At 63.5% G+C, this 17524-nt stretch carries 18 protein-coding genes; 8 read left to right on the top strand and 10 right to left on the bottom strand.

Going from position 1 to position 17524, the window contains the following annotated elements; translation table 11 throughout:
• Window positions 1-88: 88 nt before the first annotated feature.
• Entirely contained in the window at window positions 89-487 is a 399-nt protein-coding gene (locus ACTU46_RS03900; protein WP_443379245.1) for a YchJ family protein, read from the bottom strand.
• Window positions 487-1617 carry an alpha/beta fold hydrolase gene (locus tag ACTU46_RS03895; protein ID WP_443379242.1) on the bottom strand — a complete coding sequence of 377 codons (1131 nt, stop codon included), beginning with the start codon at window positions 1615-1617 and terminating at the stop codon, window positions 487-489. The genes ACTU46_RS03900 and ACTU46_RS03895 overlap by 1 nt, the downstream gene beginning before the upstream one ends.
• A 131-nt stretch (window positions 1618-1748) precedes the next feature.
• On the opposite strand from ACTU46_RS03895, the gene secA2 reads away from it, so the two are divergent.
• The 5 genes from secA2 to ACTU46_RS03870 all read left to right on the top strand — a co-directional run bounded on the left by secA2 (window position 1749) and on the right by ACTU46_RS03870 (window position 6626).
• On the top strand, window positions 1749-4034 hold the full coding sequence (gene secA2 / locus ACTU46_RS03890; protein ID WP_443379240.1) for an accessory Sec system translocase SecA2: 2286 nt from the start codon (window positions 1749-1751) through the stop codon (window positions 4032-4034).
• A gap of 114 nt (window positions 4035-4148) precedes the next feature.
• Complete coding sequence (odhI, locus tag ACTU46_RS03885) at window positions 4149-4574, top strand: oxoglutarate dehydrogenase inhibitor Odhl (RefSeq protein ID WP_443379237.1); 426 nt, start codon at window positions 4149-4151, stop codon at window positions 4572-4574.
• Between the two features lie 84 nt (window positions 4575-4658).
• Window positions 4659-5336, top strand: coding sequence for a transcriptional regulator FtsR (gene ftsR, locus ACTU46_RS03880; RefSeq protein ID WP_443379459.1), 678 nt, complete (start codon window positions 4659-4661; stop codon window positions 5334-5336).
• A 5-nt stretch (window positions 5337-5341) separates the two neighbouring features.
• Complete coding sequence (locus ACTU46_RS03875; RefSeq protein WP_443379234.1) at window positions 5342-5965, top strand: bifunctional nuclease family protein; 624 nt, start codon at window positions 5342-5344, stop codon at window positions 5963-5965.
• Between the two features lie 121 nt (window positions 5966-6086).
• Complete coding sequence (locus ACTU46_RS03870; RefSeq protein WP_443379232.1) at window positions 6087-6626, top strand: MerR family transcriptional regulator; 540 nt, start codon at window positions 6087-6089, stop codon at window positions 6624-6626.
• Between the two features lie 289 nt (window positions 6627-6915).
• Here the strand turns inward: ACTU46_RS03870 and ACTU46_RS03865 are convergent, their stop codons facing one another.
• From ACTU46_RS03865 to ACTU46_RS03830, 8 genes are all read right to left on the bottom strand, one after another.
• Entirely contained in the window at window positions 6916-7188 is a 273-nt protein-coding gene (locus tag ACTU46_RS03865) for a type II toxin-antitoxin system RelE family toxin (protein WP_443379229.1), read from the bottom strand.
• An 11-nt stretch (window positions 7189-7199) separates the two neighbouring features.
• The gene (locus ACTU46_RS03860; protein ID WP_443379226.1) at window positions 7200-7451 is read right to left on the bottom strand and encodes a type II toxin-antitoxin system prevent-host-death family antitoxin; all 252 of its coding nucleotides are present in this window, start codon (window positions 7449-7451) and stop codon (window positions 7200-7202) included.
• A gap of 388 nt (window positions 7452-7839) precedes the next feature.
• On the bottom strand, window positions 7840-8601 hold the full coding sequence (gene lepB / locus ACTU46_RS03855) for a signal peptidase I (protein WP_443379223.1): 762 nt from the start codon (window positions 8599-8601) through the stop codon (window positions 7840-7842).
• A 165-nt stretch (window positions 8602-8766) separates the two neighbouring features.
• The gene (locus tag ACTU46_RS03850; RefSeq protein ID WP_443379220.1) at window positions 8767-10194 is read right to left on the bottom strand and encodes a hypothetical protein; all 1428 of its coding nucleotides are present in this window, start codon (window positions 10192-10194) and stop codon (window positions 8767-8769) included.
• A 22-nt stretch (window positions 10195-10216) separates the two neighbouring features.
• Window positions 10217-11080, bottom strand: coding sequence for a 3-methyladenine DNA glycosylase (locus ACTU46_RS03845; RefSeq protein WP_443379218.1), 864 nt, complete (start codon window positions 11078-11080; stop codon window positions 10217-10219).
• Window positions 11081-11113: 33 nt separating this feature from the next.
• On the bottom strand, window positions 11114-12169 hold the full coding sequence (locus ACTU46_RS03840) for a hemolysin family protein (protein WP_443379215.1): 1056 nt from the start codon (window positions 12167-12169) through the stop codon (window positions 11114-11116).
• On the bottom strand, window positions 12166-13545 hold the full coding sequence (locus tag ACTU46_RS03835; RefSeq protein WP_443379212.1) for a hemolysin family protein: 1380 nt from the start codon (window positions 13543-13545) through the stop codon (window positions 12166-12168). Before ACTU46_RS03835 ends, ACTU46_RS03840 begins: the two co-directional genes overlap by 4 nt.
• 15 nt (window positions 13546-13560) lie before the next feature.
• Window positions 13561-14880 (bottom strand): DEAD/DEAH box helicase, encoded by a 1320-nt coding sequence (locus ACTU46_RS03830; protein WP_443379209.1) that lies wholly within the window; start codon window positions 14878-14880, stop codon window positions 13561-13563.
• Window positions 14881-15179: 299 nt separating this feature from the next.
• Here ACTU46_RS03830 and ACTU46_RS03825 point away from each other — a divergent pair, with 299 nt between their 5' ends.
• The 3 genes from ACTU46_RS03825 to ACTU46_RS03815 all read left to right on the top strand — a co-directional run bounded on the left by ACTU46_RS03825 (window position 15180) and on the right by ACTU46_RS03815 (window position 17464).
• On the top strand, window positions 15180-16094 hold the full coding sequence (locus ACTU46_RS03825) for an ATP-binding protein (protein WP_443379206.1): 915 nt from the start codon (window positions 15180-15182) through the stop codon (window positions 16092-16094).
• A gap of 130 nt (window positions 16095-16224) precedes the next feature.
• A complete protein-coding gene (locus ACTU46_RS03820; RefSeq protein WP_443379203.1) occupies window positions 16225-17316 on the top strand; it encodes a hypothetical protein in 1092 nt (363 codons plus the stop codon).
• A 22-nt stretch (window positions 17317-17338) separates the two neighbouring features.
• Window positions 17339-17464 carry a hypothetical protein gene (locus ACTU46_RS03815; RefSeq protein ID WP_443379201.1) on the top strand — a complete coding sequence of 42 codons (126 nt, stop codon included), beginning with the start codon at window positions 17339-17341 and terminating at the stop codon, window positions 17462-17464.
• Window positions 17465-17524 lie beyond the last annotated feature (60 nt).

Below are 17524 nucleotides of genomic sequence, written 5' to 3'. Positions count from 1 at the left end.
GCGAGGGTAATCGGGCTAGCCCCGCCGAGGTCACGCTCAAGCTTGAAACGCGATCCCGACCACAGAGATCAGATCCCGACCACCGGGATCAGGAGATCTCCGCGGAGTAGACCCACTTGCCGTCGAGCCTCCTGAAGGCTGAGCGCTCGTGCTGGGAGCCGGTCTCCACGCCTTTGTAGAAGGCCTCAAATTCGACCACACCGGTCTCATCGAGGGGTCCGCCGTCGATGACGTCCAGAATGTCCAGGCGGTAGAATTTCAGGCCGGTCTCGCTCAAGGAGAGTGAGCTCGGTCGGTCTTCGGGCGCCCAGGTGCGCATGAGGTAGTCGGCATCGCCGACGGCGAAGGCGGTGAAGCGGGAACGCATCAGCGTTTCCGCGGTCGGGGCGGTGGCGCCGGCGTGGTATTTGCCGCAGCAGTCGCCATAGCTGAGCCCGGTGCTGCAGGGGCAGCGCTTCGCGGCGTCATAAAGCGTCTTGGCGGCCATTAGCGGATGTCCCGGACGCTGACGGTCAGCGGGCGCACGGCGTGCAGCAGGCGCTGGCGCTGATCATCGGTGACATCGCCGGTGAGTTTGATCTGGCGGGAGAAGCCGAAACCTTCGGGGATGACAGTGACGTGGACGTCCTCGAGCTTGATGCGGTCGCGGCGGGCGGCGTCGCGGATGGCCTGGGAGGCATCGGCGGCCAGCGCGGCGGCGATCAGGTCCGCCGGGGTGTGTCCGAGGTTCTTGCCGCCATCGGCCTTGGTGCGGTCGGTGGTGAGGGTGCCGATGTGGGTGCGGACGGTGTCGGCGAACTTGGTGCCCTTGGCCGACTGGGCGACGGCACCGGATTCCACCGGGGTGGGGGAGTTCTGCGGCACCAGGTAGGGCTCGGCCCAGTTGCCGATCAGGCGTGCCGCACGCTGTGCTACTCCCTCCTTGGTGGCCAGGTGGTCGGCTTTGTCCAGGGAAATCAGGGACTTGGGGTAGCGGGTGACGCGGAAGATGAGCTGGGCATTGTCCACACCGACGGTCTCATCGATCGGGGAGTGCACCAGCAGCAGCGGCTTGCGCAGCTTCGGCAGGTAGGCCTCCGGGTTGGTGTCTGCCAGGTCCTCGAGGAACTGCCGGGAGATGATGATGTCGCGGCCGCCGAGTACCACGGTCACTGCGCCGTGCTCATCGACGTCCTTGATGCGGTCGGCGAAGTGCAGCACCGCGTGCGCCGGGTCGAAGGGGGCGCCGATGGTGGCTACCGCCTTGAGCTGGCGCAGTTCGGTGGCGGCCTTGAGTGAGGCGGCACCACCGAGGGAGTGGCCGATGAGCAGCTGCGGGGCGGCGTAGTTCGCGGTCATCCATTCGTAGGCGGACTTGATGTCCTCGACATTGGAGCTGAAGGAGGTGTTGGCGAATTCACCTTCAGACTGACCGAGCCCGGGGAAATCGAAGCGGAGGGTGGCGATGCCGAAATCCGTCAGGGTCTTGGAGACCCGGGCGGCGGCGGGCGTGAATCTGGAGCCGGTGAAACAGTGGGCGAAGATCGCATAAGCCACTGGCGGGGCATCCGGCATGTCGATGGTGCCGGCCATCTTCAGGCCCTGACTGGAGGGCAGTTTCACGGAAACAGAATGCACGGGGATTTCGCCTTTCGGGGCCTTGTGGACAAGGCTCTGACGCTGATGGACACTGATAGCCACATTAGTCGGATTTTTCCTTCCACTATGGTCTAGGGGAAGAAAACATCGACAATCGCAAGGGGTTAATCGTGGCCGCAATGGACTGGTTCTGGAAGTCACTGGGGGGAAAGTCTGGCCGCAACCAGAAGCGCAGCAAGGCGATCGTCGATCAATCCCGTGAACAGCAGACACAGCTGGAAAAGCTGGATGATGCCGCACTGGCACAGCGTGCCAGAGAGCTCGTAGCGGGGGGAGCGGTGGCCGACCCCGCGGCCTTCCTGGCGGTGCTGTCGGTGGCGTCGACCCGCACCCTGGGGCTTACCCCCTTCCCGGTGCAGTCCCAGGCGGTCCTGCGTCTGATCGAGGGCGATGTCATCCAGATGGCCACCGGTGAGGGCAAGACCCTGGTGGGCGCGATGGCCGCCACCGGCTTCGGTCTGATGGGCAAGCGGGTGCACTCGATCACCGTCAATGATTACCTGGCGCGTCGTGATGCCGCGTGGATGAGTCCGCTGGTCGAGTTCTTCGGGCTCCGGGTTACTGCGGTGCACGAGGAGCTCGATGAGGAGCAGCGCCGGGAGGCCTATGCCGCGGATATCGTCTACGCCCCGGTCAATGAGATCGGCTTCGATCTGCTGCGGGACCGCCAGATCACCGACCGTTCCCTGATGGTCCAGCTGCCCGCCGAGGTCGCCCTGGTCGATGAGGCGGACTCGGTGCTGGTGGATGAGGCGCTGGTGCCGCTGGTGCTGGCCGGTAGCCAGCCCGGTGCCGCCCCGACCGGCAAGATCACCGATATCGTGCGCCATCTCCGGGAGAAGGAGCACTATGAGATCGATGATGACCACCGCAATGTCTTTCTCACCGCCGCCGGCGGGGACCGGGTGGCAGGCCAGCTCGGCATCACCGCCCTCTACGACGAGGAACACGTGGGGTCCACCCTGGTGCAGGTCAACCTGGCGCTGCACGCCAAGGCGCTGCTCATCCGCGATGTGCACTACCTGGTCCGCGAGGGCAAGGTGCAGCTTATCGACGCCTCCCGCGGCCGAGTCGCCGATCTGCAGCGCTGGCCGGATGGCCTCCAGGCCGCCGTGGAGGCCAAGGAGGGCCTGGATGTCACCGAGGGCGGCAAGATCCTCGATTCCATCACGCTGCAGGCGCTGATGACCCGCTACCCGATGGTCTGCGGGATGACCGGCACCGCCGTCGAGGCCACCGACCAGCTCAGCCAGTTCTACGGCCTGGGTATCTCGGTGATCGACCGTAACCGCCCGCTGCAGCGCTTCGATGAGGCCGACCGGATCTACGCCACCGCCAAGGAGAAGAACCTCGCGGTCGTCGAGGAGATCAAGGCCATCCACGCCACCGGCCAGCCCGTCCTGGTGGGTACCCAGGATGTCGCGGAGTCGGAGGCGCTGGCTGCGGCGCTGGCCGGCATCGAGGTCAACGTCCTCAATGCCAAGAACGACGCCGAGGAGGCCCGCATCATCGCTGAGGCCGGTGACCTGGGCCGGGTGACGGTGTCCACGCAGATGGCTGGTCGCGGTACCGATATCAAGCTCGGTGGCGCTGATGAGGCCGATTACGGGGCCGTCGTCGCGCTCGGTGGGCTGGCGGTGATCGGAACCTCCCGGCACCGGAGCTCGCGCCTGGACAACCAGCTGCGCGGCCGGGCCGGCCGGCAGGGGGATCCCGGGCTCGCCCTCTTCTTCGTCTCCCTGGACGATGATGTCGTGGTCTCCGGCGGTTCCGGTGAGGAGATCACCGCACACCCGGAGGAATCCGGCCTGATCCGCTCGGGCAAGGTCACCGATTTCATCGGCCACTGCCAGCGCGTCACCGAGGGCCAGCTGCTGGAGATCCACTCCCAGACCTGGAAGTACAACAAGTTGCTGGCCGATCAGCGCGTGATCATCGATGAGCGCCGCAACAACCTCCTGGACACCGAACGGGCCTGGGAGCAGCTGGCCGGGCTGTCTCCGGAGCGCGCCGCGGAACTCGAGGAACTGCCGCCGGCGGCGCTGGTCAAGGCCGCCCGCGAGATCATGCTCTTCCATCTGGATCAGGAGTGGAGTGAGCACCTGGGCCTGATGGATGATGTCCGCGAGTCCATCCACCTGCGCGCCATCGCGCGCGAGACCCCGATCGACGAGTACCACCGCATCGCGGTGCGCGAGTTCAAGGAGCTGGCCCAGCGGGCCGTCGACAAGTCAGTGGCGACCTTCAACACGGTGCTTATCGACGCCGCGGGGGCACACCTCGGCGACCTCGGCCTCGCCCGGCCCTCAGCGACGTGGACCTACATGGTTTCTGACAACCCACTGGCTGGTAGGGGTAACTCCGTGATCGCCGGAATTGGAAATATCTTTCGTTAAGGACGTCCTTTCCCCCGCTCACCCCCTCAAACAGTGGCTACCGCGCTCTTCCTCAAGTGGTTGCCGCTATGATTATCAACATTGAACCCAACCATCAATCCGGAGGTTAGATTAATGAGCGAGAACACCGGTACGCCTGAGACTCAGGTGGAAACCACTTCCGTTTTCCGTGCCGACCTGCTCAAGGACATGGAGTCGGGGGCCACCAGCACTCCGGCCGCATCCGGCGCGGACAACCTCCCTGAGGGTGCCGCACTGCTCGTGGTCAAGCGTGGCCCGAACGCCGGCGCCCGATTCCTGCTGGATCAGCAGACCACCAGCGCAGGCCGCCACCCGGAGGCAGACATCTTCCTTGACGATGTCACCGTCTCCCGTCGTCACGCAGAATTCCGTATCAGCGAGGGCGAGTTCGAGGTCGTCGACGTCGGATCCCTCAACGGCACCTATGTCAACCGCGAACCGCGTAACAGCCAGACCCTGGCCAGTGGCGATGAGATCCAGATCGGCAAGTTCCGTCTGGTCTTCCTCTCCGCCAAGTAGGCACGCCACCGTCCCTGTCCCGACAATCCCGAGAAAGTCATCGTGAGCGCAGTACGTAAAACGACCCGGTCAAACGTCAAGACCATGTCGATCGGGGTTGTCTTGGAGCGCCTGAGGGAAGAATTCCCCGACGTCACCGTCTCCAAGATCCGGTTTTTGGAATCTGAAGGTCTGATCACACCGAAGCGCACCGCTTCCGGCTACCGACGCTTCACCGATTCCGATGTCGAGCGACTGCGCTATATCCTGGTCACCCAGCGCGATAACTACCTGCCGCTGAAGGTCATCCGGGAACAGCTCGAGGCGATTGACTCCGGGGCGGTCACTGCGCTGCTCTCCGGTGGCCGGACAATGCCGATGATCTCCCCGGAGAATTTCCAGGGACCGCTGGCCACCCGCCTTACCGACACTGATGTCGCGGAGCAGGTCGGCTGTGAGATCGGGGATATCACCGAACTCACCGAAGCCAATATCATCCACCCGGATAGCGCCGGCTACTTCACCGCAGATGACGTTCAGGTGGTGGGCACCGCACTGTCCCTCAAGGACTTCGGCTTCGACGTCCGCCACCTGCGCTCACTGCGCAACACCGCCACCCGCCAGGCCGGGATGATCGCCCAGGTCGCGTCGCCGGTGGCAAAATCCAAGGGGGAGGGAGCCCGGCAGCGCGCCGAGGAACTCTCCCAGCAGATGACCGCACTGGTTGTCTCCCTGCACGCCTCCCTGGTGAAGACCTCACTGCGGGAAGAACTGGACTCCTAGGATCAATGACACTTATCACCGTCGAGTACCACGGCGTCCATAATGCCGGGCCCGAGGAATTCTCCTGCGTCCTCCTGCGTTGGGCTGCGCCGAACCGTATCCTGCCGATCTGGATCAACCAGATCGCCGCAGCCGAGCTCGATGCCCGGGACGCAGGCTTTTCGCCGCGCCGGCCCAGCACCGTTGAATTACTGGCGGATACGCTGACCCGACTGACCTCGGGAGTCGCGTCCATCAATCTCATCTCCGCCTATGAGGGCACCTTCATCGGCAACATCATCTTCAACGATGGGGAAGAGCTCGATGCCCGCGCCTCGGACGCCATTGCGCTCTCTCGGCTGCTGGAACTCGATATCCACGTCGATGAGGACGTGTTGACCCAAAATTCTTTCTTTGCCTCCGATGCCGATCTGACCCAGTACTTCGGGGTCGATTTCGGTGGCGAATTCGAGGAAGAGGAGACCGAGAAAGTCGAGCTCTCCGCTTCCGGTGACGCGCAGGCCGATGCTGACTTTTCCCAGCTCATGCAGTCTTTGGGCTTCTCGGAGGACGAACTCCTGGCCCCTGAGGCTGAAACAGATGAAGATTCAGAGTCCCCTGGAGATGACAAGGGTGAGGATCAGCCCTAAACTCAAGGCTTGATACCTGATTATTGGGCGTGTCGTGCGTGAAACGCTTGACCTTGGTTTAACCTTAGCTAAGAATATATAGTTAAGGCGTCAACCACCCATTCCCATTGGAGTCAAGCTCGTGAGCGAATACAGCAAAGGGACCCAGGAATCACTCTTTGACCTGAGTCCCGACGACGAGGTCGGCTACCGTGTGCCGATCGCCTGCCAAGTAGCCGGCATCACCTACCGTCAACTCGATTACTGGGCCCGCACCAAGCTGGTCGTGCCCTCCATCCGCGGTGCCCGCGGCTCCGGATCCCAGCGACTGTACTCCTTCCGCGACATCCTGGTGCTCAAGATCGTCAAGCGGCTACTGGACACCGGAATCTCCCTGCAGAACATCCGCCTGGCCGTGGACAAACTCCGCGACCATGGAGTCAACGATCTCGCCGAGATCACCCTGGTGTCCGATGGCACCACCGTCTACGAGTGCCGCTCCAACGAAGAGGTCATCGACCTGCTCGGCGGGGGACAGGGCGTATTCGGCATCGCGGTTCCGGGCATTGTCAAGGAACTGACCGGTACCATCTCCAACTTCCCCTCCGAGCGCATCGACCGCGACGACATGGTCATCGGTGTGGATGAACTCGCGGCCCGACGTCAGCGAAAGACCTCCTAACCCCCTTTTTTTATCTGCGGCCGATGTAATTTCACGGCTGTCACCTAGGCTTCGGCCTGCTTAACGGCCCTTCCCCGCCACGCTCACGAGCGGGAAGGGCCGTTTGGCATGCCCGGGGTTGGTGTGGATTCGAGTGGAAGACGGCCTCTGGCGCGGCAGCTGTGCAGATCGTCTATTCGGAAGTCCGCGGGGCGCGGAACTGAGCACAAGGATTTTCCGGCAACCTCATCGACGCGATCACCAGGAGCTACACGGCTCTGGAGTTTCCTGTCGCTGGCCGACTGTTGAATCAGAGTGCCCGATAGACCGCTTCGCGGTGCCCGAGATGGAGCACCAGGATAATCAACTCCTCATCGTTGACTTCATAGGCCACCCGGTGGGCGCCGACCCGAATGCGGTATTCCCCGTCACCACCCTGCAGCTTTTTAACACCGTCGGGTCGGGGCTCATGAGCCAGGGCGTCAATAGCGGTGATAATCGCCTGTTGATACTGTCGATCCAGCTTGCGGAGGGCTTTTGCGGCCGAGGGTTTATAGGTGATCGAACAGGGCAATGGAGACATGGACAGGCAGGTCAGTCCAGTCCGAGCTCAGCCTTGAGGTCCGTATGAGAGATGCCGCCAGCCTCCTGCCGGGCGGTCGCCGCGGCACGGATGTCTTCGACATCCTCAAGCGCTTGGACAGCGCGGTCATAGAAGTCAGGGGAGACCACCACCGCACGGCGGCGGGTGCCCCGGCTGAGGATCTCAACCGGTTCCCGCTGGGCAACGTCGAGGTAGCGGCTCTGTTCACTGCGGAACTCGCTAAGGGAGACAGTGATATGCATGCCCCTACCGTATGTCTTGTACAAGATGTACGTCAAGAGTCCTTCGCGGGGTCAGGTCCAAACCTGAATTATTCTTCCTCGGCGTCGACCAAGATCATCGGGCATGTCTACTCCTAGAACTTTGGACAACCGTCTGTGCTAATCGACATGGAAGTCTCTATCGCGTGCTAGTTATCGATCTATGATCGTCAGTCACTGCATGGGCGGTTTTCGTTTAACGGACCGGACTCGGACGCAGTGATCATCGGATGGGGGTTCGGGAACGCTTGAGAGTGACCCGAGCAGAGCACTGACTGATGTCTCGGCCCGTTTCCTTGGCCCTTCATCAAACTTTGCACCAGCATCCCATTTCTCCTGGCGACTCTCGGCTTCTCACGGGCGATCCAGCCTAGCCTTGAATATCGGCTGCGGTGGAGACAGCGCCAATCCGGTTCAAGGGAAAAATGATGGCTTGGACCTTGCCCCGGATATGGTCCTCTGGAATGGTTCCCTGGTATTGATCTCCCAGGTGGCGGCGGGAGTCTCCGGAGTTGGTGCGGTTGTCTCCCATCATGAAGTAGTTGCCCTCTGGCACCGTCACCGGGCCAAAGTACTCCCCACCGCATTCCTCGGAGCCCTTGAGCGGATTTACCGTGAACTGTGGCGGCTGCAGGATGAAGGAATCATCACTCGCCTGGCCGTCGACCAGCACACCGGGATCGCCAGCTTGACACGATACCGTCTGTCCGCCCGTGGCGACGATGCGTTTGACCAGGGTATTCTCATCTGGGGCGACCAATCCGACGTAGGAACCGAAGTTCTGCACTCCGCGGATGAGGTCATTGTCTGAACGCTGGGTGGTGAATTCGGTGTTCCAGGATTCGGTGCCTTCGAACACGATCACGTCACCTGGTTTGGGATCAGAGAAAGCGTAGCTGATCTTGTCCACAAAGATGCGGTCCCCGGTACACTCCTCGCAACCGTGCAAGGTCGGTTCCATCGACTGTGAGGGAATCAGATACATCCGCCCCACGAAGGTCTGGACGACAAAGATGATCAGCAGGGCCAGGACGATGACCACCGGTATTTCGATATACCAGGGCGCCTGCTTCTTTGCCTTGGCGCCTGATGTCCTCCCCCTTGGAAGATCATCCTCTCTCGTTGGGGTCACAAGATAATGAACTAGAAAGCATCATAGGCGGTATTGCAAGCAATGATCGGTTAAGCCGGGAGTCCCGTCACCCTGGCGTCAGCTGTCCGGGGAACGGGAGGAACCCAAAACGCCGGGTGTCCACCATTTCTGGCAGACACCCGGCGTCCGGTTTTTAGGAAGGTTTTAAAGTCCCAGTGACTGATTCACTGCACCGAGCAACTCCTCATAGGAGTTGACCGGGGTGGCACCCAGCAGGGGATCGATCTCACCGGGGCCGAGGTGGAAGGCTGTCAGCTCGACATTATCCGGCAGGCGGTCCAGGATGCCCTGGAATTCCTCATCTGACATGTCATCGGCGGTACCAGAGGTAAAGAGCATTACCTTGACTGGGGCGCCAGTCTCATTGGCACGATCGGTGGCCACCTGCAGCGTGGCGGCCACTGCAGCGCGGGTCTGGGGCACGCCCCCGGTTCCCAGGAGCTGAACGGAGTTCGCTACTTCAGTGCCTCGGCCGAAACCGAGGTTGTTACGGTAGCCCACCGGGACGCCCGGGTTCAACGGGGAGGAGTAGTTCCACAGCGAGGAGGATCTACCGGTCTCACCCAGGCGCGGGGCGATGTCGGCGATGGCGGCCGCACCCGCTTCGAAGCGACTGCGATCACCGAAGTCGGAGTTCATCTGGGAGGAGGTGTCGAGCAGGAAGAGAGTGTCCACCGGTTGGCCGACGATCGGCATCGGAGTCTCATCTGCCGGGGCCTCGGTCTCGGCGGTTTCCGGGGTGTCCTCGGTGGTCTCAGGTGGGGTGGTGAAGGCTTCCTGGACTGCTGCGATCTCCTCGGCGCCGATGGTCTGAGCACCGGTGCCGGGGTTATGTTCTGCGGCGAAGCGGACGAGTTCATCGCCGGCCCGAACCTGTTCCTCAGTTACCCCGTCGGTGGCGGAGAGCCCGACCACATGGATTGCCTGGGTGGTTTCCAGCTCGCGGAATTCGTAGCCCTCGGGGGTTTGATCCTCAGGTACGGCGATCAGCGGTGCCTTATCTGCCAGGGCTTGATCCAGGGTGAGCTCACGGTCGCGTTGCAGGAGAGCCGCAGCCTCCGCCGGGTCCGCCGCTAGGGCGGTGGCGGCGAGAACAGCGGAATCCTCGTGGCTGGCCATCGGGTAGGCAACCTGCTCCGCCAGCGGAGCACCGTCAGCAGCATCTGCAGCAGCAGCCACACCCAGCGGCACCTCAATGGTGGTGGCGTCAGCGGTATTGGTGCGTCCGGCCTCTGCCAGGGCTGCCGCCGGGTCAGCGGCGGAGATGTAGAAGGCGGCGGTGGTCAGATCCGAGGTGACTTCCGGGGTCACGCAATAATCGCGGACCACCGGGTCACTGGCACGGAACTGTGCCAGGAGGGAATCGGCGAGCCCGGGCTCTTCCTCCGCGATCGGGAGTGTCAGCTCGCCCTCGGTGCATTCGTCACTCGCGGCGCTTTGGGTGGCGTCATTGTCGGCACGCAGCCAGAGCCACCACACCAGGGCGGCGATGAGCGCGATGATCACCACTATTGCGGTGATCGTACCCCTCGAGAGGGAGTAGTTCTTCTTGCCATTGGAGTGGCGACCCACGGGCACAGTCCTTCCTTCGGTCCTAGTCCTGAAGTCTAGTGTGTTTGGCGGCACTTATGAGTGAGGCGAGCCGTTCCCGGAGCGGTCGGGCCCGCATGGACAGTCCGCGCTGTCGTTCCACATACTCTGCCTTGCCCTCGGTGGTTTCGATGGCGACCACCCCGAAACCGACCCCACGGACATCATAGGGGGAGGCCTCCATGTCCAAGATCCGGGCGTCGCGGGCCAGCTCAAAGGTATCCAGGAAGAGATCGCCGGGCACCAGCGGTCCCAGTTTCGCCGCCCATTTGTACAGATCCATGGTGGCGTGCACGCAGCCGGCCTGTTCTTTGGCGGGTTGTCCCTCACGCTGGAGCACGCTCAGATTCAGCGGGCGGGCGGGTTCGGTGAAGAAGCGGAAGGCGTCAAAGTGGGTGCACCGGAGCCGGTGCTTCTCGACGACCGCGTCGGTCGCCGCCGCGCCCAGGCGCAGCGGCAGATCATGACGGGGTGCCTCGGTGCGGTAGACCATCGCCCATTCGTGCAGCCCGAAGCAGTCGAACTGGGCGGGATTCGTGGCGGTTCGGGTGAGCAGAGTATGGATATAGTCCACCGAATCCCGGCGGCGCGCGAGGAAGGCTGCGAGATCGAGACCGACGAGCTTGTCGTGGCGGGTGTAGTCACGCCAGGATTCATGCTCGGGTGTCCCGGAGAGCCAGACCCCGGCACCGGGGTGCCAGCGCTTCAATTGAGCGGCGCGGACCGGATAGTACTCAAAGAGGAAATCGAAGACCGGGTGTTTCTCCCCGCGAAAGCGGCGGGCCAGGTGAGCTGCCACCAGGCCCGCCGCCCGCTCAAGATGGGCGGCCTGCAGTTGCTGCCAGGTGTTCTCGGAATATACGTTCATCAGCCTTCGAAAGGGGGTCGGGCGCTAAGGCAGCTATGGGGTGTCTTCGTGGGTCCAGTCAGCGACGGTGCCCACGTATTCCTCGATGAGGTCCTCCAGGGTGATCACCCCGAGCAGCTCGCCCTTGTCGCGGACCTGCGCCATGTGGACGGAGTGGGTTCGCATCGCGTGCAGCGCCTCATCGAGATTGCCGGCACCGTCCACGATGATCAGCGGGCGGAGCTCCTCCTTGGGGATGATCTCCTCGGCAGCGGCGGAGCCTAAGCGGTTGAGCACATCCTTGACGTGGATGTAACCGAGAAAGGAATCATCCTTGCCGGTGACGGGGAAGCGGGAGAAGCCGGTCTCGGCGACCGCCAGCTCCAGCGCGCCCAGGTCCGGCCCGCTTCGTCCGAAGTCCAGGGTACGGATCTGCTCCAGGGGGATGAGGACCTCCTGGAGGTTGCGGTTCTCGGAGTGCAGGGCCTTGTGCAGTCGGGTGGATTCCTCCGCGTCGAGCAGACCCTCGGAGCGGGATTCCGCGATCATCGTGGCCAGCTGTTCCTGGTCGACGGTGGAGTCGAGCTCATCCTTCTGCTCCACACCCACGGCGCGCAGGGTGATGCGCGCGACCCAGTTCATGAATTCAATCAGCGGGCGGGTGAGTCTGACCCAGGCGATCAACGCGGGGGTCAGCCACATGGCCAGGGTTTCCGGGCCGGAGATGGCGATGTTCTTGGGCACCATCTCACCGAAGAGGATGTGCAGGAAGGTGATGAGGGCCAGGGCGATGATGAAGGAGATCGGGTGGATCAGGTTCTCCGGCACACCCACGTTGGTGAAGGGAACCTCAATGAAGTGGGCGACCGCCGGCTCGGCGACCTTGCCCAGGATCAGGGAACAGATGGTGATGCCGAACTGGGCACCGGCGAGCATGATCGACAGATGCTCGGTGGCGTAGAGGACCTTCTTGGCACCGGGCTTTCCCTGTTCGATCAGGGAGGAAATACGGTCCTTGCGAGATGAGATCAGGGCAAACTCGGCCGCCACGAAGAAGGCGTTGGCCAGAAGAAGCGCGGTGATCATGAGGATGGTGGTGAAGATATTCACTTGTACTCCTCCGCTTCCTCGTGGGTGATCGGGGTGAGGATCGCCTTGTCCACGCGACGGTCCTCCATGACGGTGACGCGGGCGACCCAGCGGCCGGGAATACCGGACTCGAACTCATCGCGACGCGGGGAGTCACCTTCCGGCAGCAGCACCTGGACTCCGGCAGTGGGGATCTCGCCCAGGCTGGCCATGATCAGGCCACCGAGGGTTTCAAAGGGGCCGTCCGGTGCGGTGTAGCCGACCTTCTCCGAGATCTCATCAATCCGGACCAGGCCGGAGACCTCCCAGCTGGTGCCGAACTTCTGGAAATCGCGCTCGGCTTCGGCATCATCGTGTTCGTCATAGACATCGCCGAGGATTTCCTCGACGACATCCTCGATGGTCACCAGACCCGCGGTGCCGCCGTACTCGTCGGCGACGAGTACCATCTGCGCACCGGAGGTGCGCACCGCATGGAGCACCGCATCGCCGTCGAGGCTGGCCGGGACCGTCGTCACGCGACGGGCCAGGGAATTGACGGTCAGGATGGCGCGCTGTTCGCGGGGGACAGAGAAGGCGTCTTTGATGTGGACCATGCCGATGGTGTCATCGAGATCGCCCTTGACCACCGGGAACTTCGAGTGCCCGGTCTCCTGCGCCAACGCGATCAGCTCCTGAACGGTCTGATCGTCATTCAGGGAGGAGATGGTGGAGCGCGGGGTCATGAACTCCTCGGCGATGGTGTCACCGAAGCGCAACGAGCGGTCCAGTACCCGGGCGGTGGTGGCATCCAGGCCACCGGTTTCCGCCGAGTTGCGGACCAACGCACCGAGTTCCTGGGCGGAACGGGCGGAGGCCAGCTCATCGGCGGGTTCGATGCCGAGCTTGCGGACCAGAAAGTTGGCGGAGACGTTCATCGACTTGATGAACCACTTGAAGATCATGTTGAACCAGTGCACCGGATGCACCACGAAACGGGCGGTACCCAGGGGCTTGGTGATGGCCATGTTCTTGGGCACGAGCTCACCGAAGACCATGGACAGGAAGGTGGCCACGATCAGGGCGAGGATCACCGCCACCGTGTTGGAGGTGGATTCCGGCAGGTTGAAAAGATCCAGCAGCGGGCTGAAGTACTTGGCCAGGATCGGTTCCGCGAGGAAACCGGTGGCCAAGGTGGTTACCGTGATGCCCAGCTGGGCACCTGACAACACGAAGGAGAGATTCTTGAAATCCCTCTGCACTGCCCGGGCGCTCCTATCGCCCTTTTCCTTAACATGATTGTCCACGGTGGAACGTTCCAGACCGGTGAGCGCGAATTCAATCGCAACGAATAATCCGGTACTTGCCGTGAGAGCCACGAAGGCCAGCAGTGAGAGGATGCTTATGAGTATGTCCATTAGCGGCGACCGTGATTAGGCCGTGGGACCATCTTTCCGTGTGCGGCGACGTCCGACGTTCGAACGGCGAGGGGTGGTACTGCGGCCTCCGCTGGCGTTCTGGTTGCTGCGGGACCGGGGCTGATTGCCCTGCTGCCGTGCCTGCTGATGGGGTTCCGGGATCGGCTTGCCCGAGGGACGGCGCGCACCAGTGATCTTAGCCAAAGAATCAGAGTCGGGATGGACCTTGACCTCTTTGGCGCTCACCCCGGCCTTCTTCATCAGCTGGTCAACTTCCTTGACCTGCTCATCCATCACCAGGGTGACCACGGTGCCGGAGGTACCCGCACGTGCGGTACGACCCGCGCGGTGCAGGTAGGCCTTGTGCTCGGCCGGGGGATCGACGTGGACGACCAGGGAGACATCATTGATGTCGATACCGCGGGCGGCGATATCGGTGGCCACCAGTACGGGTACGGAGCCGTCGGTGAAGCCGGCCAAGGCGTTGGCGCGGGTGTTCTGCCCCTTGTCGCCGTGCAGGCCGGCGGCATTGACGCCCATCCGGCGCAATTTCTTGACCTGGCGATCCACCCCATGCTTGGTGCGCATGAACATGATGGTCTTGCCCTCACGGGCGGCGATCCGGGTGACCACATCATTGCGTTCATCACGGCCACCGACCAGCAGGCGGTGGTGGGTCATGGTGTTGACCGATGCCTCCACCGGTGCGGTGGAGTGGGTGACCGGATTGTTCATGTAGCGATCGATGATCTTCTTCACGTCACCGTCGAGGGTGGCGGAGAACAGCAGACGCTGACCACCCTTGGGGGTCTTGTCCAGCAGACGGCGGACCTGGGGGAGAAAGCCCATGTCAGCCATGTGATCGGCCTCATCGAGGGCGGTGATCTCCACCCGGTCGAAGAAGAGCTTGCCCTGGTCCAGCAGATCCTGGGCGCGGCCGGGGGTGGCCACGAGCAGGTCCACCGGGGCCGCGAGTGCGCGGATGTGCCGGGAAATGGCCACACCACCGACGACGTCGAGGGTGCGCAGGCCCATGGTGGCTGCGGCGGGATCGAGGCGCTCGCGGATCTGCGCAGCCAGCTCGCGGGTGGGCACCAGTACCAGGCCACGCGGGTGGCCGGGCTTGGAGGAACCGGAGTTGGACAGGCGGGCGAGCATGGGAAGACCGAAGGTGAAGGTCTTGCCGGAGCCGGTGGGGCCACGGCCGAGCACATCACGCCCAGCGAGGGCATCGGGGATTGCGGCAGCCTGGATGGGGAAAGGCTCAGTGATTCCTTCGCGCTGCAGCTCGCGCACAATGGGGAGCGGTAGGCCAAGGTCCTTGAAAGTTGTCATTGCCAACAGCATAGCGGGTGGTCGCTGAAGCTCCGCATATCAGGCGGGCATTTGTGCTGGCAATCCCGTATTTCGGGCGCGTGTCCGGTGCGCCGTCTAGGTTGGAGCGCATGAGCCAGGTCACGAAATCAGTACAAATTGAGCTGCCCGAACGCACCTTCAGCGAGCAATTAGCCTTCTTGGTGGCCTTTGACCGGGGACCTCGACCACCGGGGTAGCGGCTGACGCCGGCAGCCGTGGTCACCTTCATCTGCGCTGTTCAGGGCCTCAGGCTTGATGATAGTGCGGCGACCCCCGGCGTGCCTGCCCGCCTGGATATCCCGGCGAAGTTCATCGGAGACCGCGGCCTGGTGGAACGTTGCGTGGTCACCCTCGCCGGGGCCCGGGCGCTGATGCTGGTCGGGGAACCGGGCACCGCGAAGTCCATGCTCTCGGAGCTGCTGTCCGCCGCCATCTGTGGTTCCTCCGAGCTGACGGTGCAGGGAAGTGCCGGAACCACCGAAGATCAGCTGCGCTACGGCTGGAACTATGCACTCTTGCTGGCGGAGGGGCCGTCCGCCCGGGCCCTGGTGCCCTCACCAGTGCTGCAGGCGATGCGCGGGGGTCGGATCGCCCGGATCGAGGAAGTCACCCGCTGCCTGCCGGAGGTCCAGGACGCCTTGGTGCCGATGCTCTCGGAACGGCGCCTGGCGATCCCGGAACTGGGGGAGTATTCGGTGGCCGCGGCCCCCCTGGTTCAGTGTGATCGCCACCGCGAACCTCCGGGACAAAGGGGTCTCGGTGATGTCGGCGGCACTCAAACGTCGATTCAATTTCGAGTACATTTCCCCGATCACCTCCCGGGCGGCGGAGATCGAGCTGGTCCTGATCCGGTGGCTTGGAGCTGCAGGTGGGAGCCGGGGTGGAGCACTGCACCTTCCTACCCGCCGCCCGCAAGCTCGGACTTGCCGGTCTGCTCTCGGTGCTGGTGCCGGAGGCTGAGGCGACGCTGCTGCTCCGGGAAGGCCGCGTCCTTGCCCTGGGCTGGATCGGCCAAGTGCGCCGGAGGGGGCGTCGATAAGCACCCCCGCACCGCCGGAGAACCCGCCGCTGGCCACCGCACCGCGCACCGTGGCGCAGATCCTGCAGCCCTGGCTGGAAAGGATCGCCACACGGGGCACCCTGGCCGCCCCGACCGCCGCTGCGCTGCTCGAGTGTCTGGGCACCCGACCTGATCATCTGCCGAATGTGCTGAGCCTGGGGGTGTACCTGTCCATCAAGGACTGACCTGAATCCGGGAACATAACGCGCCGGGTGGGCATTCCTCGTTTAGTCTCGAGACCACAATCGCAGAGGAGAACCGCCATGACCCGTGTTCTCGGACTCGGGGGAGCTGACACCCTGGCCACGGCGACCGGCCGGAACACGCACTCGCTGGTGGCCGTCACCTACATGGTGCACGCCGCAGCCCCTGGCAGAGGTGGGGAACCTGAGGATGGACACCTTCGGGATTGCGCCCGCCACCCGGGCGCTGAGGTTCCCGCCTGGCCAATCATCTCCGATCCCGCCAACGCCCGGCATGCCCTGAACCTGGTCGGTGAACTCGAACGGGCCACCCGGCGGGCCGGATCGAAGAAGAAGGAGGTCAAGGACCACCTTGAGGAGATCTCCGCCCAGCTGGGGGAATCCGCCCCGCACTTCGTACCCACCTTCCTCGAGGAGGGTGCCCACATCTTCCTGGGCGAGGCCAACCCCACCTACGCCAAGCAACTGTTCGACCTGGACCGGGAATATGAACGTGTCCACAGCCTGCCCATTGACCCGACCCGCCACCGCGCCGCCTTCGAGGAGTTCAGCGCCGCCGGCAAGGCCGCTGCCCTCAAACCGGCTGAGGCGGATGAACTGCTGCTCGGTGCCATCCTCGGCACCCGTGGTTTTGGCCGTGCCTCCCGGGCTTTCCTCACCGGGATCGAGGCCAGCCTGATCCGCTATTCCCGCGCGCCCCCAGAGGCCTGGGACGCACTGCTGTCGATCATTGGAAGCTACCCGCGCGAATTAGTCGATGATCTCCCGCCCGCCGCCCTTCACCAGCTGCAACCCCGGGACGCCGGGGTGAGTGCGCTGATGCGCCGCTATTCCCGGGAGCAGGCCTGGAAACTGCTGCAGGCCGTCACCGTCGAGGAAAAGGAGCTGCTCTACCTGGACCGCGGACTGATCCGTGCGCAGCTGCGCACCATCTCCCCGGAGCTGAGCGAAGCAGTGACCCGGCGCGTGTTCGCGGTCATCCGCTTGGCCCGCCACTACTCGGGCCTCCAGCGCAAAGCGGCGGGGGAGCACGCCCCACAGACCCGACCCACTGCCACACCGGTGGCGCCGGGTATCTCGGCCGGGGCGGAACGCATCCTGAACCTGAGCACCCACATCGAGGCCACCGCTGTATGGGGAGCGACACCGTAGCCCGGACCTGAGCCAGCTGCTGGTGTTGCTGGACTTCATCATCCGGGACGGCAACCGCCCCGGGCAGGGCAGGATCATCTATGTCGCACCGATGGAACGTTTCATCGGCAATGAGCTGGAGCTGTTGACCCTGGGCGGACCTCCATGAGCTGCTCGAGCGGATGATTGAGGTGGGTATGCTGTGCGGCCACTGACATATTGCCCATCT

Source organism: Corynebacterium sp. A21, from assembly GCF_052266655.1.
In the GTDB taxonomy this organism is placed as follows: domain Bacteria; phylum Actinomycetota; class Actinomycetes; order Mycobacteriales; family Mycobacteriaceae; genus Corynebacterium.
This window is presented reverse-complemented; position numbering and strand designations above follow the sequence as displayed.

Bases quoted from the DNA above. Each gene is read 5' to 3' on its own strand.
- ACTU46_RS03900 (WP_443379245.1), bottom strand. From the start codon at position 487: ATGGCCGCCAAGACGCTTTATGACGCCGCGAAGCGCTGCCCCTGCAGC.
- odhI (WP_443379237.1), top strand. From the start codon at position 4,149: ATGAGCGAGAACACCGGTACGCCTGAGACTCAGGTGGAAACCACTTCC.
- ftsR (WP_443379459.1), top strand. From the start codon at position 4,659: ATGTCGATCGGGGTTGTCTTGGAGCGCCTGAGGGAAGAATTCCCCGAC.
- ACTU46_RS03875 (WP_443379234.1), top strand. From the start codon at position 5,342: ATGACACTTATCACCGTCGAGTACCACGGCGTCCATAATGCCGGGCCC.
- ACTU46_RS03865 (WP_443379229.1), bottom strand. From the start codon at position 7,188: ATGTCTCCATTGCCCTGTTCGATCACCTATAAACCCTCGGCCGCAAAA.
- ACTU46_RS03860 (WP_443379226.1), bottom strand. From the start codon at position 7,451: ATGCATATCACTGTCTCCCTTAGCGAGTTCCGCAGTGAACAGAGCCGC.
- ACTU46_RS03845 (WP_443379218.1), bottom strand. From the start codon at position 11,080: ATGAACGTATATTCCGAGAACACCTGGCAGCAACTGCAGGCCGCCCAT.
- ACTU46_RS03835 (WP_443379212.1), bottom strand. From the start codon at position 13,545: ATGGACATACTCATAAGCATCCTCTCACTGCTGGCCTTCGTGGCTCTC.
- ACTU46_RS03830 (WP_443379209.1), bottom strand. From the start codon at position 14,880: ATGACAACTTTCAAGGACCTTGGCCTACCGCTCCCCATTGTGCGCGAG.
- ACTU46_RS03820 (WP_443379203.1), top strand. From the start codon at position 16,225: ATGACCCGTGTTCTCGGACTCGGGGGAGCTGACACCCTGGCCACGGCG.